The 22,455-nt window shown below is 57.3% G+C and carries 20 protein-coding genes and 1 tRNA gene; 12 read left to right on the forward strand and 9 right to left on the reverse strand.

Going from position 1 to position 22,455, the window contains the following annotated elements; all coding sequences use genetic code 11:
* The first annotated feature begins 103 nt into the window (after positions 1–103).
* Positions 104–676: an Ltp family lipoprotein gene (locus tag HMPREF2749_RS02070; protein ID WP_070593263.1), complete on the forward strand. Its 573-nt coding sequence runs from the start codon at positions 104–106 to the stop codon at positions 674–676.
* 78 nt (positions 677–754) lie between these two features.
* On the opposite strand, the gene HMPREF2749_RS02075 is transcribed toward HMPREF2749_RS02070, so the two are convergent.
* On the reverse strand, positions 755–1,255 hold the full coding sequence (locus tag HMPREF2749_RS02075) for an HD domain-containing protein (RefSeq protein WP_012903571.1): 501 nt from the start codon (positions 1,253–1,255) through the stop codon (positions 755–757).
* 541 nt (positions 1,256–1,796) lie between these two features.
* On the opposite strand from HMPREF2749_RS02075, the gene HMPREF2749_RS02080 reads away from it, so the two are divergent.
* A complete protein-coding gene (locus HMPREF2749_RS02080) occupies positions 1,797–2,651 on the forward strand; it encodes a DUF4253 domain-containing protein (protein ID WP_070593264.1) in 855 nt (284 codons plus the stop codon).
* Between the two features lie 78 nt (positions 2,652–2,729).
* Here the strand turns inward: HMPREF2749_RS02080 and HMPREF2749_RS02085 are convergent, their stop codons facing one another.
* From HMPREF2749_RS02085 to HMPREF2749_RS02095, 3 genes are read right to left on the reverse strand one after another with little or no spacing between them, the layout of a single operon-like run.
* A complete protein-coding gene (locus tag HMPREF2749_RS02085) occupies positions 2,730–3,404 on the reverse strand; it encodes an energy-coupling factor transporter transmembrane component T family protein (protein WP_070593265.1) in 675 nt (224 codons plus the stop codon).
* Complete coding sequence (locus tag HMPREF2749_RS02090; RefSeq protein ID WP_070593267.1) at positions 3,394–4,287, reverse strand: energy-coupling factor ABC transporter ATP-binding protein; 894 nt, start codon at positions 4,285–4,287, stop codon at positions 3,394–3,396. Before HMPREF2749_RS02090 ends, HMPREF2749_RS02085 begins: the two co-directional genes overlap by 11 nt.
* 32 nt (positions 4,288–4,319) lie before the next feature.
* Positions 4,320–4,961, reverse strand: a complete 642-nt coding sequence (locus tag HMPREF2749_RS02095; protein ID WP_070593270.1) for a biotin transporter BioY — start codon at positions 4,959–4,961, stop codon at positions 4,320–4,322.
* A gap of 292 nt (positions 4,962–5,253) precedes the next feature.
* On the opposite strand from HMPREF2749_RS02095, the gene abc-f reads away from it, so the two are divergent.
* The gene (abc-f, locus tag HMPREF2749_RS02100) at positions 5,254–6,852 is read left to right on the forward strand and encodes a ribosomal protection-like ABC-F family protein (RefSeq protein WP_070543479.1); all 1,599 of its coding nucleotides are present in this window, start codon (positions 5,254–5,256) and stop codon (positions 6,850–6,852) included.
* A gap of 796 nt (positions 6,853–7,648) precedes the next feature.
* Here the strand turns inward: abc-f and HMPREF2749_RS02105 are convergent.
* Together HMPREF2749_RS02105 and HMPREF2749_RS02110 are read right to left on the reverse strand one after the other, a co-directional pair.
* A complete protein-coding gene (locus HMPREF2749_RS02105; protein ID WP_070593272.1) occupies positions 7,649–8,377 on the reverse strand; it encodes a metal-dependent hydrolase in 729 nt (242 codons plus the stop codon).
* Between the two features lie 169 nt (positions 8,378–8,546).
* Positions 8,547–8,774, reverse strand: a complete 228-nt coding sequence (locus HMPREF2749_RS02110; protein ID WP_005506080.1) for a hypothetical protein — start codon at positions 8,772–8,774, stop codon at positions 8,547–8,549.
* A 286-nt stretch (positions 8,775–9,060) separates the two neighbouring features.
* On the opposite strand from HMPREF2749_RS02110, the gene HMPREF2749_RS02115 reads away from it, so the two are divergent.
* From HMPREF2749_RS02115 to HMPREF2749_RS02140, 6 genes are all read left to right on the forward strand, one after another.
* Positions 9,061–9,777, forward strand: a complete 717-nt coding sequence (locus tag HMPREF2749_RS02115; RefSeq protein WP_070593274.1) for a beta-ketoacyl-ACP reductase — start codon at positions 9,061–9,063, stop codon at positions 9,775–9,777.
* A gap of 73 nt (positions 9,778–9,850) precedes the next feature.
* Positions 9,851–10,594, forward strand: coding sequence for an SDR family oxidoreductase (locus HMPREF2749_RS02120; protein ID WP_060824810.1), 744 nt, complete (start codon positions 9,851–9,853; stop codon positions 10,592–10,594).
* 226 nt (positions 10,595–10,820) lie between these two features.
* Positions 10,821–11,609: an ABC transporter ATP-binding protein gene (locus HMPREF2749_RS02125; protein WP_012903561.1), complete on the forward strand. Its 789-nt coding sequence runs from the start codon at positions 10,821–10,823 to the stop codon at positions 11,607–11,609.
* Positions 11,606–12,484: a TrmH family RNA methyltransferase gene (locus tag HMPREF2749_RS02130; RefSeq protein ID WP_012903560.1), complete on the forward strand. Its 879-nt coding sequence runs from the start codon at positions 11,606–11,608 to the stop codon at positions 12,482–12,484. Before HMPREF2749_RS02125 ends, HMPREF2749_RS02130 begins: the two co-directional genes overlap by 4 nt.
* Before the next feature lie 252 nt (positions 12,485–12,736).
* Entirely contained in the window at positions 12,737–12,991 is a 255-nt protein-coding gene (locus HMPREF2749_RS02135; RefSeq protein WP_005506069.1) for a type B 50S ribosomal protein L31, read from the forward strand.
* A 326-nt stretch (positions 12,992–13,317) separates the two neighbouring features.
* Entirely contained in the window at positions 13,318–14,493 is a 1,176-nt protein-coding gene (locus HMPREF2749_RS02140) for an LCP family protein (RefSeq protein ID WP_070593275.1), read from the forward strand.
* 165 nt (positions 14,494–14,658) lie between these two features.
* Here the strand turns inward: HMPREF2749_RS02140 and HMPREF2749_RS02145 are convergent, their stop codons facing one another.
* On the reverse strand, positions 14,659–15,912 hold the full coding sequence (locus HMPREF2749_RS02145) for an HIRAN domain-containing protein (RefSeq protein ID WP_012903558.1): 1,254 nt from the start codon (positions 15,910–15,912) through the stop codon (positions 14,659–14,661).
* Between the two features lie 388 nt (positions 15,913–16,300).
* Entirely contained in the window at positions 16,301–18,973 is a 2,673-nt protein-coding gene (gene pepN, locus HMPREF2749_RS02150; protein WP_070593277.1) for an aminopeptidase N, read from the reverse strand.
* A gap of 219 nt (positions 18,974–19,192) precedes the next feature.
* On the opposite strand from pepN, the gene HMPREF2749_RS02155 reads away from it, so the two are divergent.
* The 3 genes from HMPREF2749_RS02155 (at position 19,193) to HMPREF2749_RS02165 (ending at position 21,132) form a co-directional block, all read left to right on the forward strand.
* Positions 19,193–19,278 (forward strand) — tRNA-Leu (locus HMPREF2749_RS02155).
* Positions 19,279–19,648: 370 nt separating this feature from the next.
* Complete coding sequence (locus HMPREF2749_RS09100; RefSeq protein ID WP_168162424.1) at positions 19,649–20,338, forward strand: DUF4145 domain-containing protein; 690 nt, start codon at positions 19,649–19,651, stop codon at positions 20,336–20,338.
* Positions 20,339–20,409: 71 nt separating this feature from the next.
* Positions 20,410–21,132 carry a hypothetical protein gene (locus tag HMPREF2749_RS02165; protein ID WP_141747354.1) on the forward strand — a complete coding sequence of 241 codons (723 nt, stop codon included), beginning with the start codon at positions 20,410–20,412 and terminating at the stop codon, positions 21,130–21,132.
* Positions 21,133–21,245: 113 nt separating this feature from the next.
* Here the strand turns inward: HMPREF2749_RS02165 and HMPREF2749_RS02170 are convergent, their stop codons facing one another.
* Positions 21,246–22,331: a 2,3-butanediol dehydrogenase gene (locus HMPREF2749_RS02170; protein ID WP_070593283.1), complete on the reverse strand. Its 1,086-nt coding sequence runs from the start codon at positions 22,329–22,331 to the stop codon at positions 21,246–21,248.
* Positions 22,332–22,455 lie beyond the last annotated feature (124 nt).

Consider the following 22,455-nt stretch of genomic DNA (forward strand, 5'->3'; position numbering starts at 1 on the left):
TTTGACTTTGGGGGGGGGGTCGAGTATATTTCCTTGTGAATCATACACTCACATCATATTAGGCTCTCATGCAATGGCTGCTTGAGGACGCCGAAAGGAAATCATGGCACAAAAGATTATTGCCGCTGACGGTTCTGTCTACGTTAAGAAGAAGCCTTTTTATCTCCGTTGGTGGTTTATCACTCTCGTTATTCTTGTTCTTCTTGGTGGCTGCGCTTCGATGATGGGCGGCGACTCTAAGAGCTCCACCACGGTAAGCGCTCCCTCATCTTCTGCCGCTGCTAACTCGGCTGCTACGAGCGATTCTGCTGCCGTAGACTCCTCTGCGGCTCCTGCCACCACTGCGGCAGAGTCTAATTCAAAGCAGAGCGATAGTGTACCGAGTGAGTACAAGTCGGCATTGAAGAAGGCCGAATCGTACTCGCGCACTATGCACATGTCCAAGCAGCGTATCTACGACCAGCTCACCAGTGAATTCGAAAAGTTCTCTCCTGAAGCTGCTCAGTACGCTGTAGACAATGTGAAGGCTGACTGGAACGCGAATGCCCTGGAGAGCGCAAAGAGCTACCAGAAGACGATGAACATGTCTCCTGAAGCAATCCGTTCTCAGCTGACTTCTTCCGTTGAAGGTTTCACTGAGGAAGAAGCGGAGTACGCTATCTCTCACCTGGACTAATTCAATAGATGATTCATAGAAGCCGCCCGGCATGGAACACATTCCATACCGGGCGGCTTCTATATGGTCAGCTTGAACCTAGTCGTTCAGGTGCAGCAATTTCAGCGAGTGCTCATACTTGATCATGAGGCAGGTACGAGTCGGTTCCTCCAGAAGCGCCAAACGCTGCGGGTCAGTATTATCCGCAATATCGGCAAGCTTCACCAGACGAGCCAAATCATTCACACGCACCCGGCTCAGATACGACTCACGCGACTCACCCGGGCGGCGGGTCAAGGCATCAATCGCATCCACAATACGCGCCGAGAAGTGACGCGCCAAGAAAGCGAGAGAAACGCCGGTATCCTCCACCGTGTCATGCAGCAACGCCACGATCTGCGCTTCAGCCTTCAGCTCCTCCAAAGAAATATCAGGGTGAGTCGCGGCAGCCAACTCACACGCAAGCTTACGTACCCCAAGAGCCACACGGCGAGGGTGGGAGATATAGGGCCAGCCGTTACGGTCAGTCTGCCCCTCATGCGCCTTATCAGCGATGCTGTCTGCCAGGCGAACCATCTCTTTGTAGTAGTTATTCGACATGAGAACCTCCGTTGGTTTGAACTCCTGCGAGTTGATGGTCCCAGCGACGTTTTCCGCACCAACGCGGCACGGGTGGTAGCTGGTACCAACACTCTACGCCAGCTGTGGGGTGGCTGTGGCGGAACTCGCCCAAAACACCCTTAATACGTCAAATATGACGCGCCGAAGAAGAAAATAGGGTGCTTTATGTCTGTAAATCATTAACTTGGTGCCTGTTCTACCCGAGTTCTGGCAGCGGATACCGACCCGCAGGAGGCGCCCGCCACCTCCACGAAAGTGTCCTCCGAACCCTTTTGCACCGCCCGGTGTAACTCGCCCAAAATCTCATATGGTGGCAAAAAATTTCTAACTTTTTCTGGCGAAAACAGGTGCGCAAACCGCCCAACACAAAGGCAGTTTAAGCGTGTTTAGCACACACCGATACACACTCATCAAACGAAAAAATTACACGCCCTCCGCGCCCTGCTAAAACCTTCAAAAACCCGTATTTTTGTGCGAAAATACGCGATAAACTGGGGGCAACCAAACATCGGAGAACACCATGGCAGAGCTCTACGAGCGCTTCGTCGCTTTGTATCCCTACCCACACGAGCGAATCCGCCACGGCGCCCCACGAGCCGAACTTAACCGGCGATACCTCGAACACCTCTACGAGGGCAAGAACCGGGGAACAACCCCCATCGTGGTTGCCCTCGACCCGACCCTGCTCGGGACCATTGAGAATAACGTCTCCCTGCGCACCTCAACGCCCGTGCAGAACATCACCGCCGAAACCATCGAGCGGTACGCACACGACCTCATCACCGACCAGCAGCGTTACCTGGAACAAGTCGGTGTAGAAGTTGCCGCGCATGAGGCGTTCCGGCACCTGAACGAGAGCGCCTACCTGCAGACCTACCGCCGCCTCATGGAAAACGGTGAACTTGGCGAAGACGATATTGGTACGCCCCTGAAAGCGGAGTACCCCTTCGAACTGACCGCCGGCATCATCAATGAGAAGGTCAAAACCACCGACATCGACAGCGCCGCGGAACTGCTGATTATGGACCTGCCGCTGCGGGATGTATCCGGGGTGTTCGCCTACCTGCCCTTCGGCGGCTGGGATTCCAGCCCCAGCCCCGAGGCGATGCTGTCCATTGCCCGCTACTGGTTTGAACGCGATGACGCCTACCCGGCTGTTATCGCCTCAGACTTTATCGAGTTCTACACGCCGGTACCGGTCACGACCCGCCGCGACGCCGAGATTCTGGCGGTCGAGCACACGATGGTTTCCTCGGCGATGCCGGTGCGCGTCTACCGCGGCTTCGACAAGCTCGTGGAGGCGCTCTACGGTCAGCACGACTGGTACCTGTGGTGGGAGCAGCTCCCGGCGGCGCTCCTCATTGAAATGCCCTAAACCAGCCTAGCTGGGCGATTAAAGCGAAGGGGCGGGATGAACCTACAAGGTTCACCCCGCCCCTCTCGCGTGTCTGCGCTATTTCAGTTCGTCCACGTGCCGCGCCCGCAAAGCACGAGCGGTCGCCGTCGCGTAATCAACCGCCTGCACCACCCACGGAATCAGCAGCCGCCAATACATGCGCTTGGGCAGGTTACGCGCCACCGCCGCCCTGCGCAACGCACCCCAACGGTCCATGAGCGCCGGAATCGACCGGACCATCAACGCGATCAGCAGGCCCAGACGCTCGGGAGAAAGACCCACGAAACGCAACGGCGAACACAGCCTCACAAAGCCGTCAATCAGAACCGGCAGGGGAGTGCTCACCAGCAGAGCGCGGGACGCATAAAAAGCCGTCAGCATAGTCGCGATAGCATCCGCGCCGGAGGCGTACTGGCCCGTAAACACGTAATAGCCGACCATGATCAGTAGCAGCAGAGACAGCGTGCGAACCACCAGCCACAGCTGAGAGGCAGGCACACCAGCCCACAACGCGCAGAACGTGGAGGCAACCAAAGCCACCAGCGCCACCTGCCAGCCGGTCACCGCCAACAGCAGAAACAACCCAAAGAAGAGCGTGCCCTTGAGCCACAGCGGCGCCCGATGCACCGGCGTGTTCAACGGCTGGTAGAAACCCACCAGCAGAGTACCGGGGTTGAAATCCGAGCCCTGAGAGGCGGGGCGAGGATTCACGCGCGGCGTGTTAGCGCCCATGCGCGCCTCCTGCCGAATCCAGACCTTCGGTCGCACCCTCGTTCGGGAACCCTTCGGCACACCACGTGCGGTACTGTTGCACCAGTTGCTCCGCATCCCCCTGGGCGAGCAGGCGCCCGTCATGAATAATGACGGCTTCATCGCAGGACGCCGCCAAATCCAGGTCGTGCGTGCTGAGCACCAGCATCTGATCCAGCGACTCCAAATGCTTGAGTAGCCGCGCGCGATTGCGCAAATCCAGCAGGGTGGTCGGCTCATCGAGCAGAAGAATCAGCGGGCGCGCCGCCAGCACACTGGTGAGAGCGACCAGCTGCTTTTCGCCTCCTGAGAGGGTGAAAACGCTCTGGTTTTCAAGGTGCTCAAGGCCGCGCTCGCGGAGCAGTTCACGAATTCGTTCGCGGCGCTGTTCACCGCTGAGAACGCTTCCCTCAACGGCGGCGGCACGGCGCAGGCTCAGGTCAATATCTTCGGCGACGGTGGGCATAATCAGCTGCGCCTCCGGCTGGGCAAAGAGCATGCCCACACCCTCAAAAGCACCCTGCGAACCGGTGTGAGAACCGGCGCCCTTCGAGCCGCGGCTCGGCGCCTCCAGGGTGTCTACACCGTTCACGCGCACAATGCCCTCATCCGGGTGGGTGAGCCCATTAAAAAGCCCCAGCAGGGTGGACTTGCCGCTACCGTTCAGACCCAGGACCGCGGTGCGTTTCGCCATGAAACGCAGGCTCACATCCTTGAGGATACGGCGATGCCCGCCTTCGGGCAGCTCGGTGAAAACACTCACCGATTCAAGCTCAAGGGCGGGCATGCTGGTAGAGGCGCTCACCGCCTGCTCGCCTTGCACCTGCTGCGGTGCAGGCTGGCGCGTGGAGCGGCGAAAAAACATAGCTATCCTCTCGTGTGGCACATCGTGTGCCTTTAACGCTGGGTAGAAGCCAGGGACGGGAAGGCGCGGCGTACCGACAAACCAACCAGAACCGCGATCGTGGACTTCACCAGATCCCAGGGAACGAATACCATTGCCGCGCTGAATGCGGCGTCAAAAGTCATGTGGGCGTTCACCATCATACCGGCGATACCGCAGGCGGTCAGAACCACAAAACCGCAGAAGTTCGCGACCAGAGCCATGAGGAAGGTTGCACCAACCGAACGGGTGTTGCGGGTGAACAGGTAGGCGAGGGTACCGGCAATAGCGGCGAAGGGCAGGAAGCCGAGCAGGTAGCCGGCACTCGGGGAGGCGAGCGTACCCAAGCCGGCGCCGCCCTTAGCGAAGATGGGCAGGCCAGCGAAACCAACCAGCAGGTACAGCGCCACGGAGGCGGTGGCACGCTTGCCGCCGAGTACCTGAGCGGTGATGTAAATGCCGAGGGTTTGGAAGGTGAAGGGAACCGCAACGCCGCCCAAGCTGACGGCGGGCATGATGGCGAGCGCGGCGATGAAGCCCGCGAACACTGCGATGAGGGAGAGATCGGTGGCGAGGGAGGTCTTTGCCGCTACGTTACGGCGCGGTGCCTGGGTTGCCTGCGGTGCCTGGGCTGATTCGCGCACGGAATCGGTCATTGGGGTGGTACTCCTTTGATACGTGTTGCTCTGCAGATTTTTCTACAGAGTTGAGGGTGGCGGTGGTTGACTTGCTTGTCACAACCCAGTTTTGAACAATGTTCTACAAATAGTGTTCGGTATGTATAGTACACCGCATACCACAAAAACAAAAGGTGCCCCACATGCGCACTCGGCACGCCTGCACTAAAATTGATGAGGTGCTCTGCGCGCTCGCCGCTTCTAACCCGGCGAATCCCGCCTACCGAGCACTATCAACCCACACACCAGACCGCCATCCGGAAAGGCACCCATGATTGCTGTACAGAACCTCGAATTGCGTGCAGGCGCGCGCCTGCTCATGGAAGAGGTCACCTTCCGCATCGATAAGGGTGACAAGATTGGTCTGGTGGGCCGCAACGGTGCCGGTAAGACCACTATGACTAAGGTGCTTGCCGGTCTGACCCTGCCCGCTGACGGTACGGTGACCCGCAGCGGCACTATCGGCTACCTTCCGCAGGACCCGAAGGTGGATGACATGAGCCAGCTGGCGCGTGACCGCATCCTTTCGGCGCGTGGCCTGGACGGTGTGGCGCGTAAGATGCGTCAGGCGCAGGACGATATGGCGAGTGAAGACCCGGCGGTGCGCGCTAAGGGTATGCGCCGCTACGACCGTCTTGAGGCTGAGTTCATTGCCGGTGGCGGCTACGCGGCTGAGTCGGAGGCGGCGGTCATCACCTCCAACCTGGACCTGCCGGAGCGTGTGCTCGCCCAACCGCTGTCCACTCTGTCGGGCGGTCAGCGTCGCCGCGTGGAGCTGGCGCGTATTCTCTTCTCCAATGCAGACACCATGCTGCTGGACGAGCCGACCAACCACCTGGATGCTGACTCCATCATGTGGCTGCGTGACTTCTTGAAGAACTTCTCGGGCGGCCTGATGGTCATTAGCCACGATGTTGACCTGATGGAGCTGGTCGTCAACCGCGTCTTCTACCTGGACGCGAACCGCTGCGTGATTGACCAGTACAACATGGGCTGGAAGAACTACTTGCTTCAGCGTGAGCAGGATGAGCACCGCCGCAAGCGTGAGCGTGCGAATGCGCAGAAGAAGGCGAATGCTCTGATGGAGCAGGCGAATAAGATGCGCGCGAAGGCGACGAAGGCTGTTGCCGCTCAGCAGATGATTAAGCGTGCTGAGAAGCTTCTGCGCGGCCTGGAGGAGGAGCGTCAGAGCGATAAGGTTGCGGCGATTCGCTTCCCGGATCCGGCGCCGTGCGGTAAGACTCCGCTCTCTGCGCAGGGCCTGTCGAAGTCCTATGGCTCTCTGGAGATTTTCACGGACGTTGATTTGGCGATTGACCGCGGTTCGCGAGTGGTGGTGCTGGGCCTGAACGGTGCCGGTAAGACCACTCTGCTGCGCATGCTGGCTGGTTCCACCGAGCCTGATACGGGTGAGGTTGTGTACGGTCACGGCGCGAAGCTGGGCTATTTTGCGCAGGAACACGAAATTCTTGATGGCGACCGCACTGTCTTTGAGAACATGAAGTCTGCCGCGCCGGATCTGGATGACACCCGCGTGCGCACGATTCTGGGTTCGTTCCTGTTCTCCGGTGATGACGTGGATAAGCCTGCCGGTGTGCTTTCCGGCGGTGAGAAGACCCGTCTGTCCCTGGCGACCCTGGTGGCGTCGAGCGCGAACGTGCTGCTGCTCGATGAGCCGACCAACAACCTGGACCCCGCCTCGCGTGAGGAGATTCTGAACGCGTTGAAGGCGTACCAGGGCGCCATTGTTATGGTTTCTCACGATGAGGGTGCCGTGGAGGCGCTGGATCCTGAGCGCGTGCTGCTTCTACCGGATGCGGTGGAGGACCTATGGTCGAAGGATTACCAGGATCTGATTTCGCTGGCCTAAGCAATATCCGCTGAACATCAAAGCCGACATAAAAGTACGGGGGAGGCTCCGGTACCGTGTGGTACCGGGGCCTCTTGTGTATTGCGCGTTGTTTTATTGTCCGGGGCGTATTGGCTGGGGTGTATTGGCTGGGGTGTATTGTCCAGGGCGTATTTTTTGTGTTCTGAAAATATGTTGCGGAGATATTGCCGGTATTTTTCTCGTGAATAGTGCGGAAAAATGTGACCTGACCCGTGGGGTTGTATTGTTTTCTGACCATATGTGGTGTAATTACGTTCCCGTGCATGTGACTTGTGGGTTCTGACACACCAAACTCGCGGCGTATTTGACGGGAAATAATGTTGCCTTGTGGGTTTTTCTGAGGGAAAGAAAAGCTCTCGGGCGATATTTCAGGGGGTCTGTGTGGGCTTTTTAAATTTTTCATGTGTCTCTACATACATTGTGGGAAAAATGGTAGAAACACAACATGCATGGGGCGTAGACTTGTAACTGTTCCCGCCACTGCGAGGACGCAAACGCGAAACATTAGGGCTCACTACCGATGGTGAGCTAGCGCGGGGGAGAAGAGATTCCCGCCCGCTCACGAAGGAGAACTGCCAATGCACAACACTGAGTTCGAGAAGTACCCCACCTCCGGTGAAGAGAACGTTGAGGTTGACGTCTTCTGGCCCATCCAGGACGCTTAATCTCTCACCCCGATAGGTCGGGATAAGGATTAGAAAAGCGCCCCGCCGCTTCCGTAGGGAAGTGACGGGGCGCTTTGCTGTCCTCAGTGAGAATTTAGTTATGCGGCACGTTATGCGGCGTGAATACCCAGTCCGAACATTTGCAGAGGGTATTCGGTAAAGCCCATCATGGCTGCCGCGTACCAGGCGATGTACCCGGTCAATGCTAGAACGAGTGCTTTCTCGCGTACGCTGCCGGCATCACCCAGGATCGGCAGTGCCATGTAGCCGCTCTTTTTCCATAGGGGAGATGCCACCAGGGGCTTGATAACAATGGGGTAGAGGGGCAACAGTCCGCGAGTTGTCAGCAGGTCGCCAATCAGGTGGATGGTCGCGCCGACCGAAATAGCCCAGGGGAGTAGTGCTAGCGAATCAGTCGTGTAGGCGGCGTACCCGAGGGCGACGGCACCGATCCATCCACCCGGTGCGCCGAGCACGCGCAATGCCAGACCGCCCGAGAACGCGGCAAGAAGTAGTGAAGCCCAGGGGATTCCGTTGTAGCTCAGGTTGGCGCTGAAATAGGCAATTGCCCAGAAAGCTACCAGACCCAAAATGGAGTGCGTTCCCTTGCGGTGTCCGCCGCTGACTGCCCCAACAATGCGTGCTACCCAGCGTGAAATGGGCGGGATGGAGTTGGCGATACTGCCGTTGTGGTGGTCAATATCCGGTAGCATGCCCGCACCGGCGCACGCCAGGGTGGTCACGATGAGGGTGGGGGTATCGGGAACCTGTACCACTCCCGTCTCGACGAGCACTAGCCAGCCAGCTGCGGCGCTGACGGTGTGCGAATAGCCCATCATGGGGAGGTGCCTCCTTGAATGCGATTGCTCAGCGAGTGCGGTTGCCTGGGTTCCGGGATGTTCACTCGAACTAATTAGAACAAATATAGCATATATCGAAATTACTTTCGATAAGCGGGGTTATCCCTCAAGCGGAGTCACCTCAAGCGACATCACCTCTCAAGTGGCACTACCCCTCAAAGGGCAGAGTCTGCTTCCAGAACTCACGCTCGCGCAGGTAATTCTCCAGCCAGCCCACGTGCTCGGAGCACGCCAACCAAATCTTGCGGCGCTCGGGGGTGTGCACCTTCGGGTTGTTCCAGAGCAGCTGAAATTCTGCTGCCTGCTGGCAGCCCTTGCGGGAGCACTTGGCGTACTCGGGCTGTGCATCCTGAGAAAGTGAACCGAGCAGATCCATGTTTTCTTGTCCTTCCTATTGCGCCTCGACGTGCGGTGTTATTCCGTGCCCGCGCGACCGGGCAGAAAAGGGGTGCGGGCTGTTCCGCTTCAGCTAGTGTACGCGCCCGATGAGGCATGTAAAAGAAGGGGAGCAGGTGTTCAGTGTTCAAGAGTGGAGTGTAGCCTGCGGCACCTTTACGCTAAAACGCGGTAAAATAGGGTTTGTCTGTCCATCCGTCCACACCCCAACCGCGTAGCCGCTACATCGGCTCTGATCGTGAGGGGTCGACTCATCAAGGAAGCTCATGAGCGAGAACACTCCCAAGACCGTGCTGGTCACCGGCGGCAACCGAGGCATCGGCTACGAAATTGCCAAGGAATTCCAGGCGGCAGGACACAATGTCTGCATCACCTACCGTAGCGGTGAAGCCCCCGAAGAACTTTTCGCCGTCAAGGCAGATGTACGCGATGCTGACAGCATTAACGAAGCATTCAAGGAAATTGAAGCAGAATTTGGCCCCGTGGAGGTGCTGGTCGCCAACGCAGGCATCACCCGCGACATGCTGCTGATGCGCATGAAGGAATCCGACTTCACCGACGTGGTCGACACTAACCTCACCGGTTCTTTCCGCGTGGTTCAGCGTGCCATTAAGGGCATGCTGAAGCTCAAGCGCGGCCGCATCATCCTGGTTTCCTCCGTGGTGGGTCTGTATGGTTCCCCCGGCCAGGTCAACTACTCCGCATCCAAGGCTGCACTGGTCGGTATGGCGCGTTCCATCACCCGTGAGCTGGGCGGCCGTAACATCACCGCTAACGTGGTGGCACCGGGCTTCATCAACACCGCAATGACCGAGGTTCTGCCCGAAGAGACCAAGAAGAACTACCTCGCGTCCATCCCGGCTGGTCGCTTTGCGGAGGCAGAAGAGGTCGCTCGCGTGATTCGCTGGCTCGCATCCGATGAGGCTAGCTACATTTCTGGTGCTGTCATCCCCGTTGATGGCGGCCTGGGTATGGGTCACTAACCCCCACCCCGTACGGACTGCATGAAGCGCCCGAACGTGGGCGCGCCCTTTCTAGACTTAAGGACATAAAACTATGGCACAGCTGACCGGCAAGACCATCATCATTACCGGCTCCTCCCGCGGCGTTGGCGCAGACACCGCACAGATTCTCGCCGCTGAGGGCGCGAACATTGTGGTGAACTACCGCTCCAAGGCACCGCGCGCGAACAAGATCGTCAAGGCTATTGAAGAGGCTGGCGGCAAGGCAATCGCAGTGCAGGCTGACGTGACCAACAGCGAGGACCTGCAGAACCTCGTCAACACCGCCGTGGAGACCTTCGGCTCTCTGGACTACCTGATCCTGAACGCTTCGGGCGGTATGGAAACCGGCATGGGCGAAGACTACGCAATGCGCCTGAACCGTGACGCACAGCTGAACCTGGCACGCCTGGCTGCAGAGAAGATGCCCGAAGGCGCACGCATCGTGTTCGTGACCAGCCACCAGGCGCACTTCATCCGCGAGGTTGAGACCATGGACGAGTACAAGCCCGTCGCAGAGTCCAAGCGCGCAGGCGAAGACGCACTGATCGCCGAGATCCCCGCACTTTCCGAGAAGGGTATCTCCCTGGTCGTCGTGTCCGCTGACATGATTGAAGGCACCGTCACCGCAACCCTGCTGAACCGCCTGCACCCCGGCGCTATTGAGCAGCGCCGCGAGACCGCCGGCAAGCTCTACACCGTCAACGAGTTCGCGCAGGAAATCGCGAAGATGGTCACCGCAGACGTTGAGACCGGCCACGTTGAGCTGGTCGGCGGCGCACGCGGCTTCATCGACTAATAACTTCAGCCGCTATAGGTGCCGTCGCGGATGCGCCCGCCCCTCTGACAAGGTACATTTGATGAGGCGCGCCGCCCCTGACGCGGCGGCACCTATAGCCCCTAAGGTTTAGCGCGAGGAACCCAATGTGGGGTACCCGCGCACTATGCGCCAACCGCTCCGATAACCCGGCACGGGTTGCGGGGTGGGGCGCATCCCATCCATCTAACTCACTGGAAGAAGAACCATGAGCACCGTACTCAACCTTCAGAATGTCTCCGTGATTCGCGGCGGCCGCAAGATTCTCAACGACGTTTCCTGGACTGTGAACGAAGGTGAACGTTGGGTCGTTCTGGGCCCCAACGGCGCCGGTAAGTCCACTCTGCTTTCGATTGCGGCAGCCCGCCTGCACCCGACCAGCGGCGAGGTTGAAATCCTTGACGAGACCCTCGGCGCTGTTGACGTGTTCGACCTGCGCCCGCGCATTGGTCTGTCCTCCGGTGCTTCGGCTACCCAGATTCCCGCCAACGAGAAGGTTTCCGACGTTGTCGTGACCGCAGCGTACGCTGTGTCCGGCCGTTGGAAGGAAGAATACGACGTCATGGACGACGAGCGTGCCACCGAACTGCTGGCTGAGTGGGGCGTCGACACCCTCGCTGACCGCACCTTCGGCTCCCTCTCCGACGGCGAGCGCAAGCGTGCGCTGATTGCTCGCGCACTGATGACCGACCCCGAACTGCTGCTGCTGGACGAGCCCGGCGCAGGCATGGACATCTCTGGCCGTGAGGACCTGGTTGAGCGTCTGACCGCACTTGCCGCTGACCCCTACGCACCGGCTACCGTGCTCATCACCCACCACCTCGAGGAAATCCCGGCGGGCTTCACCCACGCCCTGCTGATCCGTGACGGCGGCGTGGTTGCTGCCGGCCCGATCCTGTCCACCATTACCGAGGCTAACCTCGCCGCAACCTACGATATGGACCTGGCTCTGACCGTCACCTCCGCGGGTCGTTACTCCGCGTTCAAGCGCGCATGAGCCGTGCCCCGAAGCAGCTGAGCGCCGAACAGATCGCTGAGCGTGCCGAGCGTGTCTACGCCATCGAGTCGGTCACGGCTCTGGCGCAGGCACCCGAGCAGGCTTTGCGCTACTACACGCAGCTGACCGATGTGAAGCTCCGTAGCGCCATGGAGCCGCAGTGGGGTATTTACATTGCGGAGTCCTCGAAGGTGATTCGTCGTGCGCTCGTTGCCGGTCATCAGCCCGTTTCTTTCCTGATGAGTGAGAAGTGGGCTGATGATTTGGCGGATGTTCTGCGCGCCCATCCTGACACTCCCGCGTATGTGGGTAGTGAGGAGCAGCTGGAGCAGGTGACCGGTTTTCATCTGCATCGTGGTGCGTTGGCGGCGATGGCTCGTCCGGAGCCGCAGCCTCTGGAGCAGTTGCTGCAGGGTGCCTCTCGCGTGGCGATTTTGGAAGATATTGTGGACCACACGAATGTGGGCGCTATTTTCCGTTCGGCTGCCGCGCTGAACGTGGATGCTGTGCTGGTGACTCCGCGGTGCGCTGATCCGCTGTACCGCCGCTCGATTCGAGTGTCGATGGGTACTGTTTTTCAGGTGCCGTGGGCTCGCCTGGAGTCGTGGCCTGCTGACTTGCAGACCCTGCACGAGCTGGGCTTTAAGAGCGCGGCGTTGGCTTTGGAGGAGGACTCGCTGACCCTGGAGGAGCTGTCTGCTCGCCGGGATGAGAAGCTTGCGCTGATTCTGGGCACGGAGGGGCACGGTCTGTCGCCCCGCACCTTGGCGGCGTGTGACGATACGGTGATGATTCCGATGTCGCACGGTGTGGATTCTTTGAATGTTGCGGCGGCGAGCGCCGTGGCGTTCTGGGAGACCCGCCCGCGTTCATAACCTGAGGTCTCACCTGGTTATTAACCCGCGTGAGTGCCTTCTTCGGGTGCCCTTGCGGCGTGTCGGTTGGTGCCTGTGAGGGAACGTACTGGGATTTAATCCGTGAAGGTGGTACCCTTAATGGGTTGTGTGCGCCCTATGCGGGCACAATGGTGATGCGCTCTGAGATTTTCTCGATAGCTGCACATCGAAAAACCTACTCCATCTATATAAGGGCTACTGGCAAAATCCAGTAGCAGAAGAAGGTAATCAATGAAGGCAGAAATCCACCCGGACTACAACCTGGTTCTGTTCCGCGACCTCGCATCCGGCAAGGTCTTCCTGACCCGTTCCACCATGACCTCGGACAAGACCGAGAAGTGGGAAGACGGCAACGAGTACCCGATCGTCGAGGTTGAAATCTCGTCCGAGTCGCACCCGTTCTACACCGGTAAGCAGCGCATCATGGACTCCGCAGGTCGCGTCGAGCGCTTCAACGCACGCTTCGGCAACTTCGGCAAGAAGTAAATCTTCTGTCCCAGTTTTGCTTTTTAGCGAAATCAATGCCCCGTTCTCCTTGGTTTTCAGGGAGGCGGGGCATTGTGCGTTCTGCGGCACATAGCAAAATAAATCGCGTGAACGTGAGGAAAGTTGTAGTGTAAAACCTTTCGTTCGCCGGTGCGCAGACCCGCTGACAGCGTTACAATGGGAAAGTATTTTGCGAGTTGTGCATTTTCTGTGCCCTCCAGCACCGCCCCATATCGGCGGGTATTCTCCGGCTCTCTGTATTCTAGAGACTTCGCTGGATGCGCTGTGCGTCTCGCGTATCACCACCTCAAACAAAGGACAACTTAATGAGCGACGCTCACTCTGAACCGTCGCAGAAGAAGAAATGGGTCAAGCGTATTCTGCTGATCCTGCTGATTCTTCTGCTGGTTATTACCCTCGGTATTGGTTTCTTTATTTGGCGTGCTGGCCACACCTGGGATAGCAAGACCGAGAAGTTCGATTCCATCACTAAGGTGGACGAAGACCTCAGCAAAATTAAGGAGCAGCTTGGCGAGGCTAAGAAGCTCAACGTGACGGAGCTGAAGGCTCCGACCGTCACCAACTCGGATACCGGCAAGAACGGCACCACCGATGCTGCTGCGGCTCTTGCAGCTAACGCCAGCGAACACGATAAGGACGGCGACGGTATCTTGGACAACGGATACAATTACGGCGTTATTAAGGGACCCGGCAAAAACATTCTGTTGCTCGGTAGCGATACCCGTACTGGTGCTGATGCAGCTCTGGTGAGCGGTTCCCGTGCGGACACCATCATGCTGATGCACATCCCGGCTGACGGCAAGGGTGTGTACATCATCTCGATTATGCGTGACACCTGGGTTGATATTCCCGGTTACGGTACGGCTAAGGTGAACGCGGCGCTAAACTACGGCGGTGTTTCCCTACAGGTTGCTACCATCGAAAACCTGGTGGGCGTCAAGATCGACCATGTGGCTGAAATTGAGTTTGAAGGATTCAAGTCTCTCGTGAATGCCATTGGTGGCGTGGACGTCCAGGTTCCCTTCGCATTCACCAGTAATGTCTGGACCTTTACCCCGGGTCTGATGCACCTCAACGGCAGTGGCGCTCTGAGCTTTGTTCGTGAACGTTACTCTTTCGCTGATGGTGACTACCAGCGTGTTCGTAACCAGCGTGCATTCCTGCGCGGCCTATACAACACGATGAAGGCTAAGGGCGCGCTGAGCAATGTTGCTTCTTTCCAGTCTTCTATCGAGTCTCTGACTGATTACATGCGTGTGGACTCCGGTCTGAATGCGGCGCAGATTGCTCAGATTGCGGCTCCGGTGTTGACCAGCGGTGACACTACGATGCGCATGACCACTCTGCCGAACGCTGGCCCGGGTTGGTCCTATGACGGTCAGTCAATCATTCTGGTTAACCAGGCTGCAAATGCCCACCTGGCAAGCGCACTGCAGAATGACACGATGGATCAGTTCATGGCTACTTACGGTCAGGACTAAGATCTAACTCCTTGCGGGGGTGAACGCTTGTATGCGCTTTCACCCCCGCTGTGTTTAACCGTTCCTAGTTAACCGTTCCTGGGAAAACAGGGTACGTGAAAGGGCGGCTACCTCACCGTAATGGTGGGTAGCCGCCCTTTGTGCGTATGTTCTGAGGGGAGAGGCTTATGCCTTCGATTCGGGCTCTTCCTCTTCCTCGGTAGCCTCTTCGTCCTCGTATTCGTCGTAGGCTTCGTAGTCATCGTAGTAGGGCTGACGACCAAAGTAGAATGCTACAGCCGCAACAGCGCCACCCAGGATAGCGATGAGGATGCCGAGCATCGGGGTCCACAGTATCGAGATCAGGCCGGCGACCAGAACGGCGAGGCCTGCACCCTTGATCAGGTTCAGCAGGCGGTCACGCTCGTTCGGCTCGTAGTACTCCTCTTCTTCCAGGCTGTATTCGATGGCAGGCTTCTCTGCGGCGGGTTCACTGCGGGTCGACTCGGGGGCGGAGGAACCACCGGTCAGGGAGCTCATGAAACCGCGACGCTTCTTCGGCGCCTGCTGTGCAGAGGACTCCAGGTAGTGGCGTTCGCCTTCGGTGGGCACGAATGCCGGGGGCACCTCGTAGTCTTCACCAACGGGCAGTAGAGCCGGAACGTTGTTGGGCAGGGTCTCGTACCATTCCTGCGGAATATCGGCAGGGCGTGCAGCCTGAACGGTCAGGGACAGCTCGAGGGTGTTACCGCGAATAGTGCCCCATGCGCTGGTGAGGCGGTCGTTCTCGAACGCGTAGCGAATCACGGGTGCGAGCTGCTCAGACATCTGGGTGCTCAGGCGGCCCACGAGCTTACGGTCGTGGCGCACCTCCACGCTGTCAACAACGCGGCCGTCGGAGGTCTTGAGCTGGTTCGCTTCCAGGGTCAGGATCACGCGGCCTTCACCGCTGGGCGGCAGGATGCTGTGCAGGTATTCGGAGTGTTCCTTCTCGTCGAGCACCTTCATGGACGGGCCCTGGGGCAGCAGGGTTGCGCGGGTCGGTGCGTCGTTGAGGGGGAAGAGAGAACCGGGTGCGGACAGGGAGAGCACACCGGTGCTCTTCACGTGCATGCTGCCGCCTTCAGCGCGTACGGCAACAGCGGAGAGCTGCAGATGCGCGATAGGTTCGTAGCCGGAGGCGACCACGCGGGTAATGGAATCCCAGTACGCGGCGGAGTCCTCCACGCTCATGCGGCCTACCTTGAATTCGTCAATGTAGACGGCGATGCTATTGGGCTCGTAGGGGTTATCCGGTTCGGGAACCAGGCGCGCTTCACCGTACCAGATCCGTTCACGGTCGATGTGCAGTTCCTCGAAAATTTGGAGGGTTTCTGCTTCGTAGTAATCATCGGTGACGATGTCAACGCTACCGCGGTCACCGAGTGCGTAATCGACCACTGAAAACTCCTTCTGATATGTCTAAGCGAGCGGATACCTAGTCTATTCTCTCATGCTTTCAGAGCGGACAGCTCACAAAAACGGGTGACATTTATCTGTCTTTTAGCACCGGGTGCATATAGTTTTGCGTTTGGGGGAATCAGCCCCGGTAACGATGGCTCACGTCGCCGCACTAAAGGGCCGCGAACCCTCCGCGTGGAGCCTCCCGAAACAAAAATTTCGGCTGAGAAAGCCGCGAAAAAGACCACCGCTCGACACCACCCGGTTCACAACCGGGTAAGTGCCAAGCGGCGGTCTACATCAATCAGTTTGAGAACCTGGCGGGGGAGATCGGAACCTAGTCTAGGCACCGGTCCACACCCCGCCTCAGCTACTCAAACCATGCAGCTTAGTTCTGCAGGGAAGCGTTGAACTTCTGAGCCACAATCGAACGGTGGCCGTGGTCCTGAGCCTCCAGAACCAGACGACGCAGAGCCGAAGGAGCCTCGGGGTTCGCCTCCAGCCAACGCTGAGCCAGCGCCACGGAGGGGTTGCCCTCAACACCCAGACCCTCGGTGGAGCCGGTGTTGTACGGAGCCTTCGGGTACAGGCCACGTACAATGCGGGTCGCCATACCAATCGAACGAGACGCCCAGAGAGGCAACAGAGCCTCAAAGTAGGAGTCGTAGTAGGACTCACGCAGCTCAACCGGGCCACGAGCAAAACCGTTAATGGTCGAGGCCAGAGCGTCGTTCGACAGCGACTCGTCTTCCATGATGGTCTTGTACGCGGCAGCCTTACGCTCAGCAGAGGGCAGGGCAGCAATCGCGTACGCGTAACCATTCGAAGAGATCGAGGAGGGGCTGTACTTCGCCGCACGGTCCAGATCCTCAACGGTCACCAGGTCGCGGCTTGCGAGCGCACCCAGTGCACTCCAACCCAGGTTCTGGTCGTAAGGAATGCCGGTTGCGTCAGCAATATCGCCGGTGGTGTCTTCGAAAGCACCGCGGGCAATATCGCGGCAGAGCTCTTCACCCTTGGTCGCGTTGGTGGAGACCGAAATCAGGGCGCGCAGCAGAATCAGCTGTTCGTCGGAGCCGGGCTTAGCCTGCGCCAGTGCGGCTGCGAATGCGTCGTAGAGAGCGTCGTAGAGGCGCTCGCGGCCGGTGGGTGCGGAGAAGGTTGCGATAGCGACCTGTGCGTTGTTGACCATGGTGCCCAGCAGGGATGCGCTCGGTTCCTTGGAGACGTTGCGTACGACTGCGTCGACGTAGGTGGTGACGGGCAGGCGTGCATCGCGCACGTTCTCCCAGAGGGAGCCCCAGATGAGGCCGCGGGAGAGCGCGGATTCGAGGGTGGAGACACCTTCGATAGCTGCCTGCAGGCCGTCTTCGTCGGTCAGAGCAACCTTGGCGTAGGTGTGGTCTTCTGCGTTAAGCATGAGCAGGTCAGCTTCGCCAACGAGCTTCTTCTGCTCGTCGGTGAGCTCCACGCGGTGCTCGGAGACGGGCTCTGCCGGGTACTCGAGGGAGAGCAGGCCGGTGGAGGTGAGCTTGCCGTCGGTCAGCGCGAAGGTTTCCAGCTTTGCAACGTGGGGGCGGCCCAGACCTGCGGGCTGCTGTGCGGGCAGTTCCTGAGTGAGGATCAGGTCGGTGAGCTGGCCGTCTTCGCCGTAGACGCGCTTGGTGCCCAGTGCGGACACGCCGGAGGTCTGCAGCCATGCGTTAGCCCATGCCTGCATGTCGCGGCCGGACACCTCGTTGAGTACCTGCAGGAAGTCGTTCAGGGAGGTGTTGCCCCACTCGAAACGCTTGAAGTACACGCGTGCTGCCTCAATGAAGGTGTCGAAGCCGACGTAGGCGACCAGCTGCTTGAGCACGGATGCGCCCTTTGCGTAGGTGATGCCGTCGAAGTTCTGCGATGCTGCTTCCAGGTGGGGGATGTCAGCGACGATGGGGTGGGTGGTGGGCAGCTGGTCCTGCATGTATGCCCATGCCTTGCGGTTGTTCGCGAAGGTGACCCATGCGTCGTTAAAGTTGTTGGCTTCCTTAGCGCCGAGGGTGCCCATGAAGTCTGCGAAGGATTCCTTGAGCCACAGGTCGTCCCACCACTTCATGGTGACGAGGTCGCCGAACCACATGTGTGCCATTTCGTGGCAGATGGTGTTGGTGCGGCCTTCGAGGTCGTCCTCGGTTGCGCCGGAGACAAAGATGTAGTCTTCGGTGAAGGTGACCAGGCCGGGGTTCTCCATTGCGCCGATGTTGTATTCGGGCACGAATGCCTGCTCGTACTTGGGGTACGGGTAGGGGTAGTCGAAGAGGTCCTGGAAGAAGTCCAGGCCGTTTTCGGTGACCTTGAAGATGTGGTCGTAGTCGAAGTGCGGCTTGAGGGACTGGCGGCAGTATACGACCAGGGGGATGTCACCGCTGTTGACCTTGCTCTTGGGCTTGTAGGTGGTGGTTGCAGTGAAGTATTCGCCGGCAACGATTGCGGTGATGTAGGTGGAGATCTTTGCGGTGGGGGAGAAGACTCGCTTGGTGATGGAGTCGTCGGTGGGGTCTACGACCTGGCTTTCGAGTACGCCGTTGGAGCTGACGACCCAGTCCTTGGGCGCGGTGATGCGGAAGTTGAAGACTGCCTTCAGGTCGGGCTGCTCGAAGTTCGGGAAGACTCGGCGGCAGTCGGAGGGCTCGTACTGGGTGTACAGGTAGACGCGACCGTCGGAGGGGTCGAAGTAGCGGTGCATACCTTCGCCGGAGCGGGAGTAGTAGGAGCGACCGTGAATGGTGAGCACGTTTTCTGCCTGCAGGTTGGGCAGGGTGATGCGTGCGCCGTCGACGACATCAGCCAGGGTCAGTTCGGTGCCGTTGAGCTTAACGGAGTCGACGCTGTGGTGGATGTAGTCGATGAAGGTTTCTGCACCGGGGGTATTGCAGGAGAATCGGACGGTGGTGACGGTGGGGTAGGACTCGAATTCGGGGTCCTTGGCGTTAGTCAGGTCGACATGCACGTCGTAGGTGTCGACACTGATGAGAGCCGAACGTTCTGCGGCTTCTTCGCGGGAGAGGTTCTCATTATTCATGCTCTTTATTCTAGTCGGTATGACCGGAAATATGGCAGTTGAGTGGGCGTGCCGGTCATATTAGTTGAGGTGTGAGGGGTTGTGGCACGGTTTGAAATAAACGTCACTCAATATGTGATACAGAACATACTCTTTCGATTTGCGGAGTGCTCAGAAAGCCCGTATAGTATTACGTGTTGCTTCGAACGGCACCGAAAGGAAAACGTTCGAAAGTCACCTGCGCGGGTGGCGGAATAGGCAGACGCGCTAGCTTGAGGTGCTAGTCCTCGTATTAGAGGGTGGGGGTTCAAGTCCCCCCTCGCGCACAGATAATCCCCGGTTCTTCGGAACCGGGGATTTTTGTATGCCGGAATCCATGAAAGCGGAATTTATGCCCTCAGTTGCTAATTTATTGATTGCATAGGCATGTTAGTTGCTTCTTCTTGAAGTAGTGGTATGGTGCTCTACTAGGATGTCGGTGAGCCAATCATATTGTGAGCGGTGGATACAGGATAGAAGTATCTAATGCGACCCTTAAAAGGTTTGGTCTCGCATCTATATTCCGTACAGTATGAGCGTGAGGAAATAATAATGAAAGACCATCTCCCGGCGTACAAGAAAGATTCTTTCATGTGCCCACATTGCAAAGCGCATACAGGGCACAAATTTCGAGACCTTTATCTGTATGAAGAGGAAATGTTCTCTGGATACAATCAATTTCCTCCATACGAACTGTTGACAATAGAATATCCTGCTCCTTCAGATGGAAATGCGGAAACTCAGGCTGGGGAATCTGCAGTTCAGGCAGAAGACATGAATTGGCATGTCTCAATCTGCTACAGCTGTAAAAAATCGAGTTTCTGGAAAGGTACCGTGCTTGTCTATCCAGTGCCTGCAGATCCAGGGTTTCCTGAGCCGAGCAAAGAAATGCCTGAAAAGGTGGCAGAGCTCTATCGGGAAGCATCGGCTGTATTTCCAATATCTAAAAGAGCATCTGCTGCACTAATGCGTGCCGCGGCAGAGAAGTTGGTTTATGAACTAACTAAAGATGACCTCCCTAATAACGCAAATCTGGATGGGAGAATTAAATTCCTAAGCCGTTCTGTTAGTCAAGATGTTTTTAAAGCACTTACTATCATTAGAACTATTGGTAATAAGGTACTCCACTCAAAGGAAGAAGAGGCTGAATCTGTTACCTTTTTCCTTGGTGAAAATATTCAGGGTCTACCTCAAGCTCTTGCAAACTCTTTGAATACACTGGTTAATCAGTTTATTGTAAATCGGAGATTGATTGGTGAGGTATATGAGATTCTGCCTGACTCAGTTCTTGGGCAACTTGAAGATATTATAGAAAGATACAATCAAGATGGTATGGATAACAAATGAGACAGAGAATATATCCTAAACTTATTGCTGGTAAATAATTTCAGTAATTTAAAGAGCTGGAAGAGGTAAACATGAGTAGTAATGTAAACAATTTCAGGCCCACCCCTATTTCTAGAGGTGCAGATGGAGATAAGAGGCGGATTGAGCTGGCCGCTAAACGTTGCCGAAGTGTACTTTCGTCTACTCTTGCTCAGGATCCACGTTGTATTAAAATGGGTATGAGGCTCACTTTTTCTATAGTGCCAGATGAAGGTTCTAAAAAATTCGATATAATCCTTACTGAAGATTTAAATTTGCCTGATTTTGATGCAATGGACGCCGCCATGATAAAGTTTAGGCCTTTTACTCTGAAGCAGGAGAATATCTATTGGGAACGTGTGTTGGAATCGCTCCGAAGGGGTACTGAAGATAAAAAACTTCGTGAAAATATAGACCAGATTCAATGGTTTTTTCAAAATGTTCCATTTGAAAGGTTCCACATTATGGCGGCGAATATTGAGACCGGCGAAGATATATTACCTCTTGGAGTAACAAACGCAGTCATCGGTACTAGGTACTTATATTCTGAAGTGGCGCATGCTGACGACGATGAGGCCTTGCTAGGTAATATTGATAAACCAAGTCAAGCGTCCTCTTATGCATGTCTTGTTGGTGATTGGATTGCGTTGGCAGCAACATTGGAATCAGTTATCCATAATATTTATCCTGAATTATGCCCAGAACTTACGAGTTGGGCTGGTGACCCGATGAGCATTAATATCCGTCAGTTTGGTGAACAGAAAAGAAGATCTTAAGACAATAGAGAAACAGCAAAAAAGTAGTGGGGTGAGGCTCCTTGAAGGGAACCTCACCCCACACTAGCTACGCTAGGGAAGCTAGAAGAACAGCTACATCAGCTGAAACTGAATTACTCAGCCAGACGCTCCGGGTCGGTGGTGACCAGAATCTTCACAGCGGTCTCGTTGTGGTGGATCAGGGTGTCGAAGCCCTTGTCAATCAGGTCTTCCACAGCGATCTTGCCGGTGATGAAGGGCTTGAGGTCAATCTTGCCGGACTCAACCAGCTTGATGGTCTCGGGGTGGGAGTTCACGTATGCGATGGTGCCGCGGATATCGAGCTCCTTGAGCACAATCTTCTGAACATCCAGGGAAGCGGGCTTGCCCCAAATGGAGACGATGACGACCTTACCGGTGGGCTTGAGAGCATCCAGGATTAGGTCCAGTGCGGGCTGAACGGAGGTGCACTCGAACGCGATGTCAGTGCCACGGCCGTCGGTCAGCTTGTGAATCTCAGCCAGGACGTCAACCTCTGCGGGGGAGAAAGCGTAGTCAGCAACGCCGGAGTCCAGAGCCTTCTGGCGGCGCAGCGGGGACAGCTCGGAGATGATGACCTTAGCGCCCTTAGCCTTCAGAACTGCGGAGGTCAGCAGACCGATGGGGCCAGCACCGGTCACCAGTGCGAATGCGCCCTCTTCGAACTCGCCTGCACGCTCAACAGCGTGGTAGCCAACGCTCAGGGGCTCAATCAGTGCAGCTTCGTCCAGGGGAATGGTGTTGGGGATCTTGTGAACCCAGCGGCGCTTGACAGCAACCTTCTCGGACAGACCGCCACCGCGACCTGCCAGGCCGATGAAGTTCATGTCCTTGGACAGGTGGTAGTCCTTGGAGTCGGGGCCGGTGTAAACGTCATCACGAATGATGTAGGGCTCGACGACAACGTGGTCGCCAACCTCAAGGTCATCTACGCCTTCGCCCAGTGCCTCAACAACACCGGAGAATTCGTGACCGAGGGTGACGGGGGAGTCTTCACCAGAAATGGGGTGGGGATGACCGTGCTGGGGGCAGAAGATGGGGCCGTCAAGGTATTCGTGCAGGTCGGTACCGCAAATACCGCACCATGCGACCTTGACCAGAACCTCGCCCGCAACGGCTTCGGGTGCGGGGATGTCTTCAATGCGGATGTCGTTACGGTCGTAGAAGCGTGCTGCCTTCATGGGATGGAGCTCCTTAGCGTGGTTGTGGCGCTCACAGCGGTGTGTGCTTGCCGGTACGGTTCGCATCCATGGGTCTGTCACAGCGTTGACAGAGGCCCAAACGACATGGTTTGGACCGGTTGTG

The sequence above is a fragment of the Rothia sp. HMSC075F09 genome (genome assembly GCF_001810515.1).
Lineage (GTDB): Bacteria > Actinomycetota > Actinomycetes > Actinomycetales > Micrococcaceae > Rothia.